This window comes from Zhongshania aquimaris, from assembly GCF_019312595.1.
In the GTDB taxonomy this organism is placed as follows: Bacteria; Pseudomonadota; Gammaproteobacteria; order Pseudomonadales; family Spongiibacteraceae; genus Spongiibacter; species Spongiibacter aquimaris.
The window spans coordinates 530,004-547,791 of the sequence record NZ_JAHWDQ010000003.1; the positions used below are offsets into that span (position 1 = coordinate 530,004).

Genomic DNA, 17,788 nt, shown 5'->3' on the forward strand with positions numbered 1-17,788 from the left:
ATAAACACTGCTTAGCAAGCATGCAAACAGATAGGCCGAATGACGTGTGATTAAGTGATATTTTCTGCCTTAAGTCACAAACTCCTGCAAATTAGCCAGCGCAACTCTGCTTAAAATCACTGGCAAGGTAATACCACCGTGATCAATGTCGCACTTCATTTTCAATGTTTAGCGCAGGCTCTCGCACAAAACGCTGCCGATATTCCCGAGGCGTCATCTGACAATAGCGTTTAAACAAGCGCCGAAATGCACTCTCATCTTGGTAGCCGCAGCGCTGAACTATTTCCGAAAATCTTAGCTGGGTGGTTTCCAGCAATATCTTACTGCGCTCAATTCTCAGCTTTTGCGTTAAGCCTTGGGGTGACTCGCCAATCGCGTTATTAAAACGACGAATTAGGGTGCGCGGGCTTACTGCCACATTCGCCGCTAAGTCTTCAATTTTAAAATCGCGGGCCAAATTTGCCCTAATCCACTGTTCAGATTTATTCACCACCTCGTCGCTGCTGTCGAACAAAGACAAAATCGCATACGGCGCCTGGGTAATTCGCTGACTATCTAGCATCATATATTTTGCCAGCAAGCGAGCGAACGGCTTGCCGGCGTACTTCTCTATTACACTCAAACCAACATCTAAATACGAGCTAGACCCAGCGCCAGTCAGCAGATTGCCCGAATAAACACATATTGCGTCTCTATCGACCTGAATAGCGGGATAGCGACGCTGCATTTCGCTCTGCAACCACCACGCAGTGGTTACACGACCACCATCTAACAAACCGGCCTCTGCCAAGGCATAGCTACCGCTGCAATTGGTGGCAATGAGGTCTAAACCCGCGCCATGCTCACGCAACCACTCAATCAGATCTTGCCACTGCGGCAGGTTATCGACCACGCTGGCCGGATTAGGAATCATAAACGCAGGACTAAACAAGGTATCGCCGGCACGAATATCATCAATACTGCCATCCACGTCCATCCGGCATCCATTCACGCACTCAACCGAGCGGCCATCCATCGACACGAAGTGCACATCAAATAAGGCGGCCGCACTCTTCGCCGTATTCTTGGCAATCATGTTCGCAACCATAAACAAGTCCCGGTTACCTACCAAACTGCTCGCCATCGCGCCGTCAACCGCAAGAATAAAGATCCGCCTACTCATACCCGCCACCAATCGACTTATTTAACTTGTTAAATGCCATATACGCCAACAATACCTTAAAAAGCGACTAGATCAAGCCAATATTCAGATTTTGGCGTATATAGCACTTTTAATGTCATATAAGACACTTTTGATGAACTAGACGCCGCCCTAAACTTGCCACATAAAACAACAGGAGGATTCAAAAGTGAAAACACAAACGAGAAGACGCTTCTTAATCCACCTTGGGATAGGGCTAACAGGCACAGCGTTGAGCCTGAGCGGATGCAGCACCATAACGCCAGAGCCATTCCAGATAGGCCGGGTTGTTAAAGCACCGTTGGGCTGCCAAGAACTATTAGCCCGAGACAAACGTGGGGACTGCTGACATGAGCGAACTAAAGAGAGAATTGCAATATATCCACCGCATCGTGAGCGAGCACTTCGTGCAAAACAGCGACATCGGAGAACGCTGGGACATGCCACCAGACGGCTACACCGGCCACCAGTGGTTGCGAGACGATTGTGATGGCTTCTGTTTGGCCTGCCGCGCACTGCTAAGAAATATGGATATTCCCAGCAGGCTCGTCTACTGCGAGCTAGGAAGCAGCGGCCACTTGGTTGTAGAGGTCCAGGGCTGGATTCTGGATTTGCGCCAAAATGACGTGGTCGCCAACACATTGTTACCACACTACCGCTGGCTAAGAATTTCCGGTTACGAAGCCGGGGACCCTTGGCGGGAGATTGTAAACATCCGAACTACTTTAGAAGTTGCGGCACTGGATCATTAACATTTACCTTCATAAATACTAAATTCAGCCAAGCTCCTCAAAAAGTGCTCTGAAAAAACCACCCATTAAGGATTTATAAACTTATATCTAATCGGCAAGGAATTTAAACCACTCACAAAGTGGCTGGGGATATAAGTCGGCTCGCCGTTAAATTCGAGGCTTTCCAACTGTGGCAATAACAGACGCAAAAACGTTTCGATTTCCATTCTCGCCAAGTGCATACCCAAGCAATTGTGGCGCCCATGACCAAAGGCCAAATGTTTGCTGCCCTTGCGAGATACATCAAAGTTCTCTGGTCGATCAATTGCCGAGGCATCACGATTGGCAGATTCAAAAAACATCGTCACGGTATCGCCCTTTTTAAGACTCACTCCGCTTAATTCGGTATCAGCCAACACAGTGCGGGCAAAATGTTTTACCGGCGTGACCCAGCGAATACATTCGTCCGCCGCCTTGCTGTAAAGGCTTGGATCATCAAGCAATGCTTGGCGCTGTTCAGGATGTTGAATGAGCGCTTGTAAGCCGCCGGCAATACTGGCGCTCGTGGTGTCGTGACCTGCGGTTGCAAGCAGCACAAAATACGAAGTGAGGGTGAAAGGATCAATCGGCTCGCCATTGAGTTTCGCATTCGCTAATACGCTCGCTATATCATCTTTGGGTGCAGCCCTGCGATCCTCAGCCAAGGCCGTAAAATATTCTGCCATCGCCTGCACGCATTCCATAAAGACCGTCATCGCGTCCTTTTCTTCAGTAGCAAAGCCTTCTGGCGCAAACAACTGCTGGGTTAAGGTCAGTATATTCGCTTCGTCTTTTTCCGGTATACCAATCAACTGCAAGATCACCCGCAATGGATACCAAAATGCGATATCACTGGCAAAATCGCACTCACCGCCCTTGTCTTTCATGCGCGCAATAAAGCTCTCTGCGAGCTCCGCAACATGGCCGCGCATTTTGACGATATTGGCTGGCATAAACCAATCTCGGGTGATTTTACGCAGCGCCATGTGCTGTTCACCATCCATGTGAACAAGGGTTTTAACACCCATAATGTCGCCGAATCGGGCCTGATTCATTTCTTCCAATGCTTGTAAAATTAAAACAGCACGGGGCTCGGCACTGAATAACTCCGGCGTAGACTCAATATAGCGAATATCCTCATAACGAGTGACCGCCCAGTAGGGCCTAATATCATCCGGTTCAATTAAGCAGATTGGCCTGTGCTCTCTCAACTCTGCCAGTTTGGCGCTAATGTCTGCAGGCCGTGTATACGACATGGCGTCGCTGAGAATTGAATCACTGAGATTAGACATTTTTTATTTCCCCAAACTGAGCGAGACCCAAGCAATATTAGCTACGACTAGCACAAACCTGCGTCGGTCTCTTAGAGTTAATATAAATACCAGTACTTAATTTTGCAGCGGTATTTCACCCAACACTTAAAGTGTTTTTAAATATTCTTTTATCGCGCGCCGCTCGGTGACGGTCAACACGCTGGTAAATTCGTGACCACCATTACCTTGGCTATAAAGCTTAGTATTGTATATTTTCCGCTCTTCAATCTGCTGCGGAGTTAATATTGGCACATTGATTAAATTCCATGCCAAGCCACCATTGCCCCACAACAGCGATAGCGCGTCTTGTAGACTGGCGCCATTTGGATCCAGCGGATTGCAATCCACCCCAGGCGTAACCACACCAATAAGGGGTATGGGTAGCCCTGATCCGCATTCTATTTTGTCGTAACGCCAGCCAATTTTTTCAGCGTCGTATCCCGTCTTAAAACTGTAGTCAAAACCCATCACAACCTTGTCAGCTAAATCCGTCGGGGCGTCAATTGAACGGCGACGCCAGATAGCAGGCCGCGCATCAGGATTTAACACACCGTCAATATCAGGCACCGAGCCATTATGGAAATACGGCGCAGTTGCCCACACACCGTAGAGCGGCGGCGCTAAATAACCCAATTCTCGATCGCCACGCAGCGACTCATCGGCCCAGTCTCCACATAGTGATACGCCATCGTCATTAAATGGACCATCTGAATAGGCAAACCAATTGTTTCTCGAATAATCTGCTACCCGCTGAGAGTTACCGTTTAAGCGCGCAGGATCGGTATTGATAATATCGATAGGCGTAATGTACGCGGCAATACCGTCCAGTAGTGGTGAATCAAGATAGGTCTTGTCGTTTACATAACGCGGTGAATACGCACCGTGGCAACTAGCACAAGAACCATTGCCACCCTCGGGGCGCGCTACCGGATTATTCAAACTTGGCGCCCAAAGATCTTTGGCGTGAAACAATATTGCTCCCGCCTCTGCTAGGTTTTCATCTATCTCGCCCAGCGCGGATTCAGGCCATACCGGTGCTTTTAATGAGCTTATCCACGCATCACTATCTTGTTGATTATCCAACACCCACTGCTTTGCCGCTTCAATATCGTTGAAGAAATCGGGGAAATGGAATGACAACTCTATACGCTTGGCGTCGGTAACTTGGCCGCCGTCATAAAATTTGGCGCTGCGACTTCCCACATTCCACCACACCGGCGGATCTTCGGTTCCGGTTGACGGTTCAGCTTGTATTGTTAGGTAAGATGGAATCGTCTCGTAATCGGCAATCGTCAGCACACCAAAGAGCTGGAAGTTCGTTATATTGCCAGTCCCACGTACCTTGTTTTGAGAAATGATTGCCAAGGCAGCTTGCTGAGGGGCCAAACGCGCAAGCTCCGAAAACATGACGGTGATATCACTAAGACTATTGGTACCATACCTCGGCCCCATCCCCTCGGCCTCATCAGCCAGGCCTACCGCGCCACCATGACAGATACTGCAGGTCACATTGAGCTGACCCGTCCACGTGCCATCCGCCTCACGAAGCTGGGTAATTCCCATTGGCAGCTGACCGCTGCCGCCGCCATTGGCATTTGGATCTTCGCCCGGTAAAGGATAAGGGTTGCGCACCACCGACAGCGGCATACCCCAGCGCTGAGCCACTAACTCGTCATATTGCGCGGGGCGCTCACTCAAGCCCCAAACAGACTTCCACATCTCTGCATAGGCACCTGCGGGAAAAGAGTAACTGGACTCACTGGCATCACCAGCAAAGAAACTCGCCGCACCGGGTCGGCCTTCTGCAGCAACCAAGGCCAAACCATGCTCTCGACGCTGGCGAAGTTCGCCGCAATTTGCGGGCTGATTATCGTCTTGACAGGTTTGCCACCACGCATTCATTAACACGGCTTTATTTTCGTTTACGCCCGGTACGACCATTTCGCGAGGATCAGCGGGAACCACTGTGCTATCAGGTTTACCTTCACAGTAATCATGCCAGTAATGACCGCCGCGGCGACTCACCAGCAGCTCTTGCGAGGCGGGGTTTGAACCAGAATCCGCGCCACCTGTGCCGCCACCTTCACTACCGCCGCCATCGGTCACGGGCTGCGACGAGGGGTTGCTCGATGAGCCACCACATGCGCTCAGCAACAACACAGAACACGTCGTTACAACGAATAGCAATTTTTGCATTTCTAGTCTGCCTCACACATTTTTATTGTTATCTTTGCATAAACAGCATTACTGTACTTTTGTATGTTTTAACAATTTGTACATTTGTATGTTATTTATGTCAAGTGCTATGATTCGACCATGACTGAAAATACTGCTAACAATTACGCCACTCCAGCCGCTGTCCCTGCCGCTAGGTCACCGCAACAAGCCCGCGGTCACCAGCGTTTTGAGCGGATACTAGAAGCTGCTGAGGAGCAACTCATACAGCGCGGCTTAAGTGATTTCTCAATCCCAGAATTAGCCTCGTCACTGAAATGCACACGAACCAGCATCTATCACTTTTTCCCAACGCCCTACGCCATTCTCAATGAGCTAACGCGACGTCACTTAATGACACTGGAAGAAAAAGTAGAAAAGTTGAGCTATACCATTGAAGGAAAAGCGTGGCAGGAGGTGATTACCGAGGTCGCCGATATCGTGGCCGATTATTACAACCAGCACCATGCCGCCCGTATACTCATTCTAGGCAGCGTCGCCAGCCACGAAAGCCACCAGGCACTGCACCTGACGATTTCGCACATTGGTCGTCATGTAGATACTCTGATGCGAGCGATAGGCGTGATATTACCGAGTGAAAACCCCGACGCCAAAGCGCTCGTGGTAGAACTGGGCACCGCGTGCTTGCGACTATCGTATTTTCTGCATGGCGAAATCACGCCAGCCTATCGACAGGAATGCGCCGTTGCGATGATCGCCTATTTAGAGCGAATCGTTCAGCAAGGCCGGTAACGCCGATCGCACGAGACCGGCATTTATCAAGCGGCGATTTACTATGCGACTTTGCAAGCCAGCGTATTTAAGGGTGACTTACCACTATCGCGACAGGCGTCCACCGCGCTCATAAATTCATCGCCCCACACGGTTATATCGTTGTGCTTAACCACATCATAAGCCTCACGCATTCGGCTGCGAGCCTCATCGCGTTTTAAAGTGAGCGCTAAATAACAGGTTTTCACCAATTCAGTTCGGTCATGGGGGTTTGCCAATATGGGACCTCTCAGCTCCGCCGCGGCGCCTGCAAATTCCGACAATACCAACACACCCGAGCCGTCCGTCATCCCTTGGGTGGCGATATATTCCTTGGCCACCAAATTCAGGCCATCCCGCAGCGGGGTAATCCACATGACATCCGCCATGCTGTAATACGCGACTAATTCCGCAAACGGCAAACTGCGGAAGAAGAACTGCAGGGGAGTCCAACCTACTTTGGCAAAGCGGCCATTAATGCGTCCCACGGCTTGTTCTATCTGACTTTGTAAGTCGCGATATATTGTCATTTCGCTAGCAGCCGGCACACAGACCATCATCAGCGTCACTTTGTCGTGCAGGTCGGGGTACTCATCAAGTAAACGCTCATACGCTTCTAACTGTTCAATTATGCCTTTGGTGTAGTCTAATCTTCCCACCGACAAAATCATCCGGGTACCCTGTAGCTCGTGTCGTAGCTCCTCCATTCGCTGCTGAACTTTGACCTCTTTCAGCGCGTTTTCTACCCGCTTTAAGTCCAAGCCGACAGGATGAGCGCCCAAACGAATTCGGCGATCATTAACCTTAATCTCGGTACTCATTTCGTCTAGCCCAACGGCGCAGCCATAGGTGAAAAAGCGCGGCGCGCAATTCACTTTTTCGGTCACCTCCAAGGGAGTTACCCCCCGCGCCACGTCGACAAAATTCTCAGACTGGCGGGGAATATGAAAGCCGATATAGTCACACTGCAGCAGGCTGCCGATAATATCCCGGCGCCATGGGATAACGTTAAACACGTCTGCGGAAGGAAAATAAGTATGATGAAAAAAGGCGATAACAACGTCTGGGCGCAATTCCCGCAAAAACGCCGGTACCATCCATAAATTATAATCATGTATCCATATGGTGGCGCCTTCAGCCGCCTCTGCTGCCGCTGCCTCTGCAAAGCGGCGATTCACATCGAGAAAGACCTGCCAGTGATCCTCTCTAAACGTTGCGCGCTCCCAGAAGGTATGCAAGGTAGGCCAAAAGGCTTCTTTCGAGAATTTTTTATAAAACACATCAACATCGCTTTTACTCAGGGCCACCCGCGACGCAACAAGATTGGGATACTGCTCGGTATCCACCTCGGTATGCGTTTCAAACTTGCCATCGCTAGGCTCGTGAACAGACCACGCCACCCACGAGCCCGCGCGCCCATCGGCAAAAAAGCTCATTAAAGTCGGGATAATGCCATTGGGCGAGGTGGGTTTACGGCGAATAGTCTGGCCATTTTCACGAAATTCTTCATAGGGAAGCCGGTGATACACGATCACCAGATCAGACTTTCCCGGCACCGCCACATCGCGCTGCTCTGCCTCCATTCCCGCCGCACCTAAAAATCCAAAATGCGCAAAGGCTTGCAATATACCGCCACAACCTGGCTCGTCAGCGTGATACACCCGTGCGCGGTTTTCGGTTCCCTGCAACAAAGCCGACTCCGACTCGCCCACGCAAACACCGATAAAGCCATGCTCGTACATAGACAGATCATTGAGGGTATCACCTGCGACCAGCACCTCTTCGTCGCTTATGCCAAGTAACTCCACCAAACCCCGTAGGGTTGATCCTTTATTGACACCTTTCGGCAGAATATCGAGATACAAGCCAGCCGAGTACAATAGATCGCAATCCAAATCTCGCACCGCATCTTCAAGCTCAGCACTGATAGCGTCGGCGCCGCAGAAGAAAGAGAAACGCCGCTCCTGAGGCACATCTTGACGCTGTAAATCAGGAATATGTGCCACCGTCTGCTCGACCACATGCTCGCCAGGCCAGCGCTTATCAATATCGCCCTGCAGTGGTTGAATGGCTTGTTGAGTATGTCCATCAACGACGGTACAGCCCACATCGCAAATAATGTAATCGGGTTCGGGAATTGTCGGATCAGCCAGTAAAGGCAGCACCGACTCTAGCCCGCGGCCAGTGACAAAGGCCAATTTGATTTCGGGGTGCGCCACAATCAATTGATAGAGCTTAAGGCGCTGATCGTTATCGCCCGCGAGAAATGTGCCGTCTAAATCTGTTGCTAATAGCATTTTAATACCTGCGTTTGAACGCAGAGCCCAGCTCCCACCAGACTCCGGGTGCTGTTATAAAAATTCATAACACCAACATACTACACAGCGCCACCACATATATATCTAAATAATTTTAGCTGCATAAGAATTGTGCAAACGAAATCATGCAGATTTTGTGCCGACCAAAAATCATTAAATACTGAAAATACCGCTAAAAATGCCAGCACACGCGCTTCTCGACGAATTTTAAGAAAATCGAATTTTTATCAAAAAATATAATATTCGCATTTTTAAAAATCTCAGTGCATTAACAAATGAAAAAGCGCACCAAAGTCGACCACGCTTAAGAATGTTAGAATTTATTGAAAGTTAGTTTGCCCCAACGCAAAAGCTGTGCCACAGTAAAAACGCAATGACTGATTTCTGGCTGACCACAATGGCCGCCGCGCAAACCCTGCGCCGCGACCTGCACGCCCACCCCGAGCCTGGCTGGCAAGAGGTTCGCACCGCTGAAACCGTGCGTAATACCCTCGATAAATTGGCTATACCGTGGCGCAAATGCGCCGGCACAGGCACCATTGCCACATTACAGCCGGCAACCCCACGAGACGGCGCTAAACATATCGCTCTGCGTGGTGATATAGACGCCCTCCCCATCGTTGAGCAAACCGGCAAAGCGTGGTCATCTACCAAATCGGGTTGTATGCACGCCTGTGGCCACGACGGCCACACCGCAACGCTATTGGCCAGCGCGCAATGGCTAAAACACAATGAACAAAGCTTGTCTGGGCCGGTCACACTATTATTCCAACCGGCAGAAGAAGGCGGACACGGCGCGCGCGAAATGATTAACGAAGGCGCAATAGACGATATCGACGAAATTTATGGCTGGCACAACTGGCCAGCAATACCCTTCGGCAAGCTTGTCTGCCCCGACGATATTATTATGTGTGGTAACGGTACATTTAGCATTACAGTGACTGGCAAGGGCGGGCACGCCAGCCAACCCGAACTCTGCCGCGACCCTGTGCTTGCGGCCAGTGCGATTACCCTAGCTCTACAACAAATTGTGAGTCGTCGCCTGGCGCCACAGCAAGCAGCGGTGATTAGCATCACCTCCTTTATGGCCGACAGCGGCCCCACTATTATTCCGCAGCAAGCGGTACTGGGAGGAAGCATTCGCGTTCCCGATGACGCCACCCGCGAACAAATTAACGCCCTTATTACTGACGTTAGCCAGCAGACCGCGCACAGTTATGGGGTGGAATGCCAAGTGGAAATAACACCGCGTTATAACCCCACTATCAACCATGCCGCACAGGCACAACACGTTCGCCAACTATGGCAAGCCAGCTACGGTGTCGATTCAATTGATTTGAATACCCGCACGCCGATTATGGCATCTGAAGATTTTAGTTATTACCTGCGGGAGATCCCGGGCGCATTTGCTCTCATTGGCGCCAACGACGGTGACGCGCATCATCAAGTGCCCTGCCACAGCCCACATTACGACTTTAACGACAACTTAATTCCGCTAGTAAGCACTTTGTTCTCTCGCCTTTGCGGCGTGACGACGCCAGAAAAACCTGCACAACAAACCATCTGAAAATAGCATCCCGTCGGCATATCGACGGACTTTATTTACATGAAGGAGTTCGCATGAGTATTTTTGAGCAACGTGAATCTGACATCCGCGCCTATTGCCGTGTTTACCCTGTGGTGTTCGACAAGGCCAGCAATGCGCGCCAAACCGACGAAAACGGTAAGCAGTACATCGACTTTTTTGCCGGCGCCGGCGTATTGAATTTTGGTCACAACAACCCGCGCATGAAAAAAGCCATGATTCAGTATTTAGAATCAGACGGCGTTACCCATACCCTAGACATGCATTCCACCGCCAAGCGAGCATTTATGGAACGCTTTGTAAAAACCATACTTGAACCCCGCAATATGGATCACAAAATGCAGTTTATGGGCCCCACCGGCACCAATGCCGTTGAAGCTGCATTAAAAATTTCCAGACGCGCAACCGGCAGACAGGAAATAGCCGCCTTTACCCACGGCTTTCACGGCATGACCTTAGGGTCACTCGCCTGCACCGCCAACGCCTATTTCCGCGGCGCCGCGGGCGTGCCGCTCAACCACGTTTCGCATCATAAATTTGGCTGTATGGAATACCTTGATCAGCTAGCCAGCTATTACGCGGACGCCTCTAGCGGCATTACACCGCCCGCTGCATTTTTAGTCGAAACCATACAAGCGGAAGGTGGTGTTAACGTCGCCAGCAAGGAATGGTTGCAAGGCCTAGCGAAACTCGCCAAAGATGTGGGCGCGCTATTTATTGTTGATGACATCCAAGTCGGCTGCGGCCGCACCGGAAGCTACTTTAGCTTTGACAATATGGATCTCGACCCCGACGTTGTTTGCCTTGCCAAAGGCGTTGGCGGCATGGGTACGCCCATGGCACTCAACCTCGTCAAACCCGAGATCGACAAACACTGGTCGCCCGGCGAACACACCGGCACCTTTCGCGGCCAGTCGCTGAGTTTTGTGGCGGGTTCTGAAGCACTAAGTTATTTCGAAGATGATGAACTGATGACTGAGGTCGGCGGTAAAGCCGAGGTCATGGCGCGGGCACTAGCACCACTGGAGAAAAATTTTAAAGCCGTAACTGTACGCGGCAAAGGCATGATTCTGGGCTTGGATGTGGGCGGTGGCGAGCATGCCAAAGCCATCGTCGACAGCTGTTTTGCCGATGGCTTGCTCATTGCCAGCTGCGGCACAGGCGGGCGCGTTGTTAAATTAATTCCGCCCCTCACTATCCCCGACGACGACCTGCAACAGGGGCTAGACGTGCTGGTACGCAACACCACTAAAGTGATGGAGGGTGTCGCATGATTGAACGCGATGATATGACCTTCCCCTTTGAAGAATACCAGCGTCGCCTTAGTGAGTTGCGACTGCGTATTGCAGATAGGCGCTTAGATGCAGTGGTGATTTCTGATCCAGAAAACATCATGTATCTGACCGATTACCAAACCACCGGTTACTCCTTCTTCCAAGCGCTAGTGGTGCCCGTAGACGACGAGCCCTTTATGATTACCCGCGCACTAGAAGAATCCAATATCATCGCCCGCACCTGGGTAGAGCGTACCCGCCCCTACCCCGACACCGGCGATGCCATCCAGATGCTGGTCGATGCGCTGCGAGAATTTGGGCTGGCCAATAAACGTATTGGCTACGAGCGAAACAGCTATTTTTTCCCTGCCTACCAACAAGATCGCATCCACACCACACTGACCGACGCTAAGTTACTCGACTGCTTCGGTATTGTTGAGCAAGGCCGAATTTGCAAATCGCCAGCTGAAATACAACTTATGCGCAAAGCCGCGCTGGCCACCGAAGCAGGTATGCAAGCGGGCATAGATGCGTGCAAAGCCGGTGTCACCGAAAATGAAATTGGCGCCGCCATTAGTGCCGCCATGTTCCGTGCTGGCGGTGAACCGCCCGCAGTAATGCCATACGTAACGTCTGGACCCCGAACCATGATTGGTCACGCCACCTGGGAGGGGCGATCGGTATTACCCGGCGAACATGTATTCTTGGAAGTTGGCGGCTGCTTCCGCCGCTACCACACCGCGATGATGCGCACCGTTGTACTCGGCAAACTCAGCGACTCCATGTATCACGCCCAAGAGCGAATGAAGCATGCCTTGCACGCCGTTCACGAAAAAGTACAACCCGGCATGACCGTCTCTGACGCCGATAATCTGGTGCGAAATATTATTTCTGAAAACGACGTTGGCGCGCGACTGATTACCCGCTCAGGCTACTCAATCGGCATTGCCTTTCCACCCAGCTGGGACGAAGGTTATATCGTCAGCCTTAAGCAAGGGGAATCCACCGTGCTACAGCCCGGCATGACCTTCCATATTATTCCATGGATGTGGGGAGTAGACGGCGATAAAACCTGTGGCATTTCAGACACAATTTATATCACTGACACCGGCTGTGAATCATTTTTCAGCATGAACAGAGACTTCACCGTCAAACCAGAACAGGCGGAACCGGCACTTTTAGAATTTGATGAAGCACGTAAAAACAAGCGGGAAAAAGCCGAAGCCAACACAAACGATGAGAAGGCCAAAGCAAAAAGCAGCGAGTAATGAATAACCTTGCTTAAGACGCTTCTGACAACACCGACATCAACGAGGTAACCATGCTAATAGCGACGAACCCTTGTAGCGGTAAAATTATTGCCGAATACCCTAGCCTAAATAACAGCGAGCTACACGAGCGCATCGGCGACGCTTTCCGCGCCGCCGATCAATGGCAGGCCTGCAGCTATGATGAGCGCGCAACAACCTTACGGGCAGTGGCAGCCGAACTGCGCAAACAAAAGAATTACCTAGCCGAGTTAATGGCGCTGGAAATGGGAAAACCCGTCAAAGAAGGTGGCCCCGAAGTAGAAAAAGCCGCAGGCTGCGCGGAATATTATGCAGACCATGCCGCAGAACATTTGGCACCACAAACCCTGCCCTCAGACGCCAGTATTAGCTATGTTTGCCACCCGCCCCTTGGCACCTTACTTGGCATACTGCCTTGGAATGCGCCGCTTTGGTTAGCGTTTCGCTATCTTGCCCCCGCGCTAATGGCTGGCAACACCTGTGTGATGAAACACGATCCCAATGTCCCTGCCTGCGCGATCGCCATTGCTAAAATTTTTGCCGACGCCGGCGCGCCTGCCAACATTGTGGTAAACCTCGGCATCGACAATGACGCTATTGAAACCGCGATCCGCGATCCACGTATCGCCGCCGTATCCTTTACCGGCTCAGGTAATGCCGGTCGAATTGTTGCCGCCATTGCCGGTTCAGAAATCAAGCCCACCGTACTCGAGTTGGGCGGCTCAGACCCCTGTATTGTTCTTGCCGACGCCGAATTAGAGACCGCTGCAGATGTCGCAACCCTGTCCCGCATGATAAACGCTGGACAATCCTGTATCGCCGCAAAACGCATTATTGTGGAAGACACGGTATACGATACCTTTGTAGAAAAATTGCAGAGCCGCATGGCCAAATTTAAATCCGGCGACCCGCTACTTGCCGATACCGACGTTGGCCCAATCGCCCGTGAAGACCTGCGTCAAAACCTGCATCGCCAAGTGACAGACACCATCAACGCGGGTGCCAAATGCTTATTGGGCGGCGAGTTAACTGATGGTCTGGGCTTCTTTTACCCGCCCACCTTATTGATCGATGTCACAGAAAATATGTGCGCGTTTAAAGAGGAAACTTTCGGCCCGGTGATGGTGGTTATTCGAGCGGCCGATGTCGAAGAAGCCGTACAGTTGGCTAACGAAACACCCTACGGTTTGGGCGCCGCTGTCTGGACCAAAAATGCGGAGTTGGCCACCAGTATTGCCAATCGCCTGGAAACCGGCCAAGTGGCAATTAACGGCATCGTAAAAACCGACTCACGCCTACCCAGCGGCGGGGTGAAAGGCTCCGGTTACGGTCGTGAGCTTGGCCCCCACGGCATTAAGGAATTCGTGAACACCAAGCAGATTTGGGTAAAGTAACTATCCAGGGCAAAGCTGCCAGAGAAACTGAAAGAGCGTGAGATTCGGTGCCGAGAAACGGCCGAATCTCAGGCTGCATTGCGATCACCTACTCCAGCAGATCAGGCCGCAGGTTTCGATTTAGGAATGAAAATAGTTTTGGCCTGGGTAAATTCTATTAAGCCATCAAGGCCATTCTCCACACCAATACCGGAATGTTTATGGCCATCCATTGGAGTATTAGGTGTGGTTTGTAGATTCTGATTTATCCAAACAGTCCCAGTTTCTAGGCGTTTTGCGACGTCCAGGGCTTTCTCGATATCCTTAGACCACACCGCGCCGGCTAAGCCGTACTCACTGTCATTGGCCCGCGCTATCACCTCGTCTAAATCACTATAACGCAGCAGAGGTAAAATTGGCCCAAACGCCTCCTCCACAACAAATCGCTCGCTATCAGCCGGATTATCTACCAGCGTCAGTGGCAAGAAGTACCCCTTTTCTGGCACCGCCCCGCCTTCAAGCAGGGTTAATCCCCGCTCTTTAGCATCCGCCATCTTTCCGGTTCAAGTCCCCGGCGAGCTCAATGTTCTAATTTGGGAATGGCAGCGGTATTGACTACGAAGTATAAGTGGTGCCCGGGGCCGGGTTAATCAAATACAGCCTTTGGGCTGTATTTGACCCCTTCGGGGCTTAGTCGCTTCACTCCTCGTTCAAATTGCATACGCAATTTGTGAACCTTTCCGGTTCAAGTTCCCGGCGAGCTCAATGTTCTAATTTGGGGATGGCAGCGGTATTGACTACGAAGTATAAGTGGTGCCCGGGGCCGGACTTGAACCGGCACGACATTGCTGTCGGGAGATTTTAAGTCTTTTCCTAGGTTCTTTGAAGGTTTTTGAATAATCATGAAATACTCCATATTTTCAGTAAGTTAAACCACTATTTAGCTATCCACCCTTTGAAAAAGCCAACCTAAGTTTGCCTTATTTCGAATAATTCTGTCTACTATACGTCTACTATTTCGAGGCGGGAGATTTTTTGCAGTCATCATGTGAGTGCAAAATCTAGCGTCTACCAAGTTGTATAACAGCAGAAAGGGCAACAATTGAGCAAGCTCACAAAATCATATATTGATCGACTACCACTCCCCAAAGTGGGTTCAAATGGGAAGCCATGCCAATCAATTTATAGGGATGGCGCCCTACCCGGTTTCGGTTTATTGGTAGGTAGTGGCGGTACCAAGTCATTTTTTGTAGAAACTCGAATAAGTGGCAAGGTTCGCCGGGTAAGTATCGGCAAATATGGACACCTCACCCCTGTTCAAGCAAGAATTAAGGCACAGGAACTTTTAGGCTCGATCGTACTAGGTAATGACCCCTCAGCTGAGAAGCAAGCTGTGGCAGCAAAGGCAACTACGTTAGGCGCCGCTTTTGAAGACTACCTAGTGACTCGAAAGGATTTAAAACCGGGCACTATTAAAAATTATCGCAAATGTGTTGATGGGTGTCTGTCTGACTGGCTGCAAATCCGCCTAATCGACATCACCAAGGATATGGTGCAAAAACGCCATTCAGATATTGGCAAAACAGCACCTGCCCGCGCCAATAACACAATGCGAGTACTGCGCGCCGTTTTTAATCACGCGCTTGCAAAATATGAAGACGCCGCGGGAAAACCGGTAATAACCATTAACCCAGTGGAGCGAATCAGCCGCACACGGGCGTGGTATCCAATAGAGCGCCGCCGAACACTGATAAAACCGCATGAGCTGCCCGCATTCTTCAAAGCTACACAAGAACTCGCCTATGATGTAACACGAGACTACATCCACTTTTTATTATTTACCGGGCTACGGAAATCTGAGGGTGCCAGCCTAAAATGGTCAAATGTAAGCCTAGAAGATCGCACCTTTACTATCCCGGACACCAAGAACCGAGAACCGCACACCCTCCCCTTATCAAATTACCTATTTGACTTACTAAAGCAAAGAAAAGACGAGGGCAGCGACTCTGTATGGGTTTTCCCTAGTCCGATGCTCGAAGGCCCACTTAGAGACCCAAAACAAGCAATGGCACAAGTCGGTGAAGGGATGGGCAAACACGTCACTTTTCATGATCTACGACGAACGTTTATCACTATTGCTGAGAGCTTGGACATACCGGCTTACGCCCTTAAACAGCTACTTAACCACCGAAACCCAAATGATGTGACGGCGGGCTATATAGTCGCTGATGTAAATCGACTCCGAGGGCCTATGAGCCAAATATCATTGTTTATCATTAAAAATTCGAGATCCTAACATATGTATATTTTTGATAAATGCCCAATACAAGAACACGAGTTACCGGGCCATTTTGAGCCTGACTTTCATGGGTATGCCGACAACTGCTATGACACTCTTAAAAACCGTAGCGACGATGAAATAATGACGATGGTTTGGTTGCTGGACAAGTATGTTATAGAGCACTCAGGAGAAATGGTCGGATATAACGGGGAAGTATTAACACCTGATATTGCGCTAGATAAGTATTCAAAAGAAATTCATCCATGCCGATTCCATTTAATTTTAATAGCGCGCCTAATCAAGGCCAAGGAATCACCGTCCATAATATTTGGCGCCTATTTGAAAGAGGCAAGCTGGGAGGAAACACTAGCAGCAGCATTGATAGGCCACATAATATTTGCCGTTCACGACGACAATCATTTTGACAATTCACTATTATTTAGTGAAGACGAAACCAAATCTGGATACTACTATGATAAAGGCGAATATATGGGGGAATACGCCGTAGCATGCTGTGAAATCAACATGACGCTTTCATATATGCCAAATTCTCCAGATTACACATTAGCAAGTACCCTTACAAAGCTTGAGGGGTCTATGCGGGGAAGGAAAAGCGCCAGAGCCAGGTGGGAGCCATCAACAAAAATAAAAAAACAGTTTGTAAGTGCTTATAACAATAATCCGCAGCGTCATCCTAGTCAGGCTCAATGGGCAAAGCGTTTTCTTGACGAACTACAACCTAAAGAACTGAAATTACTTGGTGCGAACCCAGAAAGAAATCTCCTCAGCTATCTTGCACGAACCCGCAAAACTGCACCACCCGCTTAAATATTAGCCCCATTGGCGTACTACGTATGCGACGCATATGTAGTACGAATGCAGCCTTCTGTATTACGTATGCAGTGCATGCGTCTATTTGCTCCTCATTTTGAGTGTCAGTCTTGAGCCATCGCAAGAGTGAAGGAGCATGAGATGACCCCCAAATTACTGACAACCAAAGAAGCCGCCAACCACCTAGGCGTAAGTGCCGCCTATCTTGAGCGTGATCGCTGGGCCGGTGCGCGTGTTCCGTTCGTTCGCCTAGGTAAACGAGCTATCCGCTACCGCCAAGAAGATCTGGATAACTTCGTTACATCCAGAATTCACCATTCAACATCAAGTTACCAAATGCCTCACGCAGTGGGCGCATAAAAAAGGCCCGCAGCTATGGGGATAGCTCTGCGGGCCTTTTGGTATTGCTTTCAATCAACATAGGAATAATAGCGAAATGCCGCGCTTACAACAATGCGTAATACCGCATAAAACCGCTAAGAAACCGAGGCGAACAGATGTTAATCACCCGAAAAACTGGAATACCAACGGGTTGTTACACACTGAGAAACGCATCTTAAACCCTGTAAAACAAGGGTTTTACAGCATG

14 protein-coding genes are annotated in these 17,788 nt (G+C 50.1%); 9 read left to right on the forward strand and 5 right to left on the reverse strand.

From position 1 onward, the window contains the following. Positions 1-142 precede the first annotated feature (142 nt). The gene (locus tag KXJ70_RS14065; protein WP_219044138.1) at positions 143-1,162 is read right to left on the reverse strand and encodes a GlxA family transcriptional regulator; all 1,020 of its coding nucleotides are present in this window, start codon (positions 1,160-1,162) and stop codon (positions 143-145) included. 368 nt (positions 1,163-1,530) lie between these two features. On the opposite strand from KXJ70_RS14065, the gene KXJ70_RS14070 reads away from it, so the two are divergent. Then, on the forward strand, positions 1,531-1,932 hold the full coding sequence (locus tag KXJ70_RS14070; RefSeq protein ID WP_219044139.1) for a hypothetical protein: 402 nt from the start codon (positions 1,531-1,533) through the stop codon (positions 1,930-1,932). A gap of 65 nt (positions 1,933-1,997) precedes the next feature. On the opposite strand, the gene KXJ70_RS14075 is transcribed toward KXJ70_RS14070, so the two are convergent. Both KXJ70_RS14075 and roxB read right to left on the reverse strand, forming a co-directional pair. Beyond that, on the reverse strand, positions 1,998-3,242 hold the full coding sequence (locus tag KXJ70_RS14075; protein ID WP_219044140.1) for a cytochrome P450: 1,245 nt from the start codon (positions 3,240-3,242) through the stop codon (positions 1,998-2,000). A gap of 126 nt (positions 3,243-3,368) precedes the next feature. Continuing rightward, entirely contained in the window at positions 3,369-5,459 is a 2,091-nt protein-coding gene (gene roxB / locus KXJ70_RS14080; RefSeq protein ID WP_219044141.1) for a rubber dioxygenase RoxB, read from the reverse strand. A gap of 120 nt (positions 5,460-5,579) precedes the next feature. Between roxB and KXJ70_RS14085 the strand changes: the two genes are divergently transcribed. Then, positions 5,580-6,230 (forward strand): TetR/AcrR family transcriptional regulator, encoded by a 651-nt coding sequence (locus KXJ70_RS14085; RefSeq protein WP_219044142.1) that lies wholly within the window; start codon positions 5,580-5,582, stop codon positions 6,228-6,230. Between the two features lie 41 nt (positions 6,231-6,271). On the opposite strand, the gene ggpS is transcribed toward KXJ70_RS14085, so the two are convergent. Beyond that, the gene (gene ggpS / locus KXJ70_RS14090; protein WP_219044143.1) at positions 6,272-8,545 is read right to left on the reverse strand and encodes a glucosylglycerol-phosphate synthase; all 2,274 of its coding nucleotides are present in this window, start codon (positions 8,543-8,545) and stop codon (positions 6,272-6,274) included. Between the two features lie 394 nt (positions 8,546-8,939). Here ggpS and doeB2 point away from each other — a divergent pair, with 394 nt between their 5' ends. Genes doeB2 through KXJ70_RS14110 form a run of 4 tightly spaced genes read left to right on the forward strand, consistent with a single transcriptional unit; the run spans position 8,940 to position 14,108 of the window. After that, positions 8,940-10,133 (forward strand): N(2)-acetyl-L-2,4-diaminobutanoate deacetylase DoeB2, encoded by a 1,194-nt coding sequence (gene doeB2, locus KXJ70_RS14095; protein ID WP_219044144.1) that lies wholly within the window; start codon positions 8,940-8,942, stop codon positions 10,131-10,133. Between the two features lie 53 nt (positions 10,134-10,186). Further along, positions 10,187-11,425: an aspartate aminotransferase family protein gene (locus tag KXJ70_RS14100; protein WP_219044145.1), complete on the forward strand. Its 1,239-nt coding sequence runs from the start codon at positions 10,187-10,189 to the stop codon at positions 11,423-11,425. Continuing rightward, positions 11,422-12,693 carry an ectoine hydrolase gene (gene doeA / locus KXJ70_RS14105; RefSeq protein ID WP_219044146.1) on the forward strand — a complete coding sequence of 424 codons (1,272 nt, stop codon included), beginning with the start codon at positions 11,422-11,424 and terminating at the stop codon, positions 12,691-12,693. Before KXJ70_RS14100 ends, doeA begins: the two co-directional genes overlap by 4 nt. A 53-nt stretch (positions 12,694-12,746) precedes the next feature. Then, entirely contained in the window at positions 12,747-14,108 is a 1,362-nt protein-coding gene (locus tag KXJ70_RS14110) for an NAD-dependent succinate-semialdehyde dehydrogenase (protein WP_219044147.1), read from the forward strand. Positions 14,109-14,209: 101 nt separating this feature from the next. Here KXJ70_RS14110 and KXJ70_RS14115 read toward each other — a convergent pair whose 3' ends face one another. Next, a complete protein-coding gene (locus tag KXJ70_RS14115) occupies positions 14,210-14,641 on the reverse strand; it encodes an aldehyde dehydrogenase family protein (RefSeq protein WP_219044148.1) in 432 nt (143 codons plus the stop codon). Positions 14,642-15,189: 548 nt separating this feature from the next. Between KXJ70_RS14115 and KXJ70_RS14120 the strand changes: the two genes are divergently transcribed. The 3 genes from KXJ70_RS14120 (at position 15,190) to KXJ70_RS14130 (ending at position 17,559) form a co-directional block, all read left to right on the forward strand. Continuing rightward, entirely contained in the window at positions 15,190-16,383 is a 1,194-nt protein-coding gene (locus KXJ70_RS14120) for a tyrosine-type recombinase/integrase (protein ID WP_219044149.1), read from the forward strand. 3 nt (positions 16,384-16,386) lie between these two features. Next, positions 16,387-17,196 carry a hypothetical protein gene (locus KXJ70_RS14125; protein ID WP_219044150.1) on the forward strand — a complete coding sequence of 270 codons (810 nt, stop codon included), beginning with the start codon at positions 16,387-16,389 and terminating at the stop codon, positions 17,194-17,196. 144 nt (positions 17,197-17,340) lie between these two features. Continuing rightward, complete coding sequence (locus KXJ70_RS14130) at positions 17,341-17,559, forward strand: helix-turn-helix transcriptional regulator (RefSeq protein ID WP_219044151.1); 219 nt, start codon at positions 17,341-17,343, stop codon at positions 17,557-17,559. The last annotated feature ends 229 nt before the right edge of the window (positions 17,560-17,788 follow it).